Source organism: Luteolibacter pohnpeiensis (assembly GCF_016595435.1).
Lineage (GTDB): Bacteria > Verrucomicrobiota > Verrucomicrobiia > Verrucomicrobiales > Akkermansiaceae > Luteolibacter > Luteolibacter pohnpeiensis.
Window position 1 is genome coordinate 1 of record NZ_JAENIJ010000089.1, and the last position, 2,476, is coordinate 2,476.

A 2,476-nucleotide genomic window follows, 5' to 3' on the forward strand; every position below is an offset into this window, starting at 1 on the left:
GTTCTCTTGGATGCGGGGGTTTGGTGTAAGTGATCATAGAGAAAGAGCGTGGTAATCTAGCTGCAGTCTCCCGGAGAGTGCCAGCTTGAATTTTATGCCATACCGCGTTTCCCCCAATAACTTACCAATCATCCAAAAAAGAGAAGGTCATCATTTGTACAGATCAAGGTTTCCATTGTCCTGTGAGTTCAAGTGATGGCTAAGATCGAATCGAACGCCAGAAACTCAAACCGGAGACCGAAATGATTTTCCCATCATCCACCGTGCAGAGATACCGTGCAGACATCCATCCAAGCTAAATAGCCAGGTACGAGAATCTCAGCCCTGAAACCTCCGGGGCGGATTCACGCCGGGAGTGTCACTGACCCGCTCTTACCTTCAATTCGGTCGAGTATCCCTATAACTCCAGCCGCTCAGGACAATCAACCAATCCTGATAATTTGGAACGTACAGCACATTCTCGCAGGTTTATATCCAACTCTCAAAGCTATCCAGAATTCTTCACGATCAAAAAATCAAAGACACCCTAATAAAATACTCAAACCTCTATTATTCTATGACTTACAACACAATGAAAGCTACACCATTGACAATTAAATCATGATATCCAATATGTGCCATGACTAATTATACTGTTAGCGAAAAGAAATGAAGATTGCTCTCCTCCCATTGGCCGCCGCAGCTTTCGTCTTGCAGTCGTGTGCCACTGACTCGCCGCTGATGCTGGATACTTCCCGATTTCCGGTGGCGAAAGTCGAGACGAAGACGTTCAAGAAGGGGCAGCCGACGTCTGAGGATAGCATTTTCCCGCAAGTGGCGGCTCAAGATTTCACAAGGATCACAGGTCAGTGGAGCCCTAAGGGCGCGACCGCTTACACCGAGACCGGAACCTATTATGGAGCGACGAAGTATCACTGGTGGAGCGTCGAGGTATTCCTAACTGCCCCGGAACGGGCACGGAAGGCGATTGAGAGCGCCAGCGACGGATACAAGGCTGATCTTGGGAGTGCGACTAATGCAAGTGCCAGGATTTACCCTCGCTTCGAACGGAAGGAGTTCGATTGGGGGGATGCGGTGTCGTTTTTCGTGCAGTATCAGAACGACAATACCAACTACGTTCCCAACAACGGGATGCTGACCTATGAGGTTCATGGATTGACGCGCGATGGGCGCTACGTGACGGCAAGTTTTGGCGTCACACATCCTGAGTTGGTTGAGTTCGGCCCGGAAGTGCGTGACTACAGGGACGGTGATCCTGCCGATCCGGGCAGTGCCATGCGCCGTGACCCTCACTACCGCTTGGTCGAGACTGCACCGCCAGACGCATTTGAGCCATCGCTAGCTGAGATCGATGCGTTTCTCAACACGCTCAAAATCAACCAGCGCTAACAAGATGCCACAGGCAACGGGCATTTGCCCGTGCCTGGACATTGAACGTTCTGCCAAAAATATGAGCTCCGAAATGTATCAGCGTGTCGCAAGCCGAGTCGGCCGCCCCGCGCTCCAGCTACTTGGAACTGCGAGGGAGACTCTAACTTTCTTTGGCGGCTCACCAGCTTCAGCAACTGGCTTCTCGTGGCCTCGGAAGGACGGCAAGCCCCTCAGCTTCATTGGCCAGTTGGATCTGTCAGAGCTTAACCTAAGTGACGCAGCACCTTGGCTCCCCGCCACAGGACGCCTTCTGTTCTTTTACGACATGGACGAGTGGCCGTGGGGCTTCGATCCGAAGGATCGTGGCGGTTGGGCGGTGATCCACGATTCTGGAACGGATTCGGTTCAATCGATCCCGTTTCCAGATGATCTGAAGGGAGAGAATCGACCGCCTAGGATAAAGTATCTTGAGGGACGCCCCTACACGAGCATTCCGAGCTTAGAGCGCATTTCGCTAGAAGAAGCGGGAATCTCGGAGGAAGAAGAGGAGGACTACTACGAGCTTTCCGTGGATGCGTTTGATGGTAACGCGTTGCACCAGATTGGCGGATTCCCAGAGCCAGTTCAGGGTGACATGATGGAGGAAGAGTGCCATCTGGTCTCGGGAGGGGTATATTGCGGAGACTCGACCGGCTATAAGAGCGAACGTGCAGACGAACTGCGAAAGGAACCAAATGACTGGAAACTCCTCTTGCAGTTCGACACTGAGGACGATCTGGATTTGATGTGGGGAGACTCAGGCACTCTGTATTACTGGATCAGAGAGCGTGACGCCCGTGCAGGAGATTTTTCGAACGTGTGGCTGGTGTTGCAATGCTGCTAGCAATTCAAACAAGGCAGAACAAGGCGGCGCACCTAACCGCTGACCCGCCATGAGTCGAAATTTCACCGTAATGACAACCTCAACCCACAGTCGGAGACGCGCTGCCGGTCAGCGGTAGGTGGCCTTGGACGTTATCCAAGGAAATGAAGTTCTGCTGTCACGCCGCCAATGGCCGTTTCAATGATCGCCTCAACGTAGGTGAATTCCTGATTGCGGGAGTCG

2 protein-coding genes are annotated in these 2,476 nt (G+C 52.5%); both read left to right on the forward strand.

Features of this window, described 5'->3' with window-relative positions:
- The first annotated feature begins 648 nt into the window (after positions 1–648).
- The gene (locus JIN85_RS20090; RefSeq protein WP_200274210.1) at positions 649–1,389 is read left to right on the forward strand and encodes a hypothetical protein; all 741 of its coding nucleotides are present in this window, start codon (positions 649–651) and stop codon (positions 1,387–1,389) included.
- 61 nt (positions 1,390–1,450) lie between these two features.
- Positions 1,451–2,254 carry a YwqG family protein gene (locus JIN85_RS20095; protein WP_200274212.1) on the forward strand — a complete coding sequence of 268 codons (804 nt, stop codon included), beginning with the start codon at positions 1,451–1,453 and terminating at the stop codon, positions 2,252–2,254.
- Positions 2,255–2,476: the final 222 nt, after the last annotated feature.

Coding starts and splice junctions, on each gene's coding strand:
- JIN85_RS20090 (WP_200274210.1), top strand. CDS start 649: ATGAAGATTGCTCTCCTCCCATTGGCCGCCGCAGCTTTCGTCTTGCAG.
- JIN85_RS20095 (WP_200274212.1), top strand. CDS start 1,451: ATGAGCTCCGAAATGTATCAGCGTGTCGCAAGCCGAGTCGGCCGCCCC.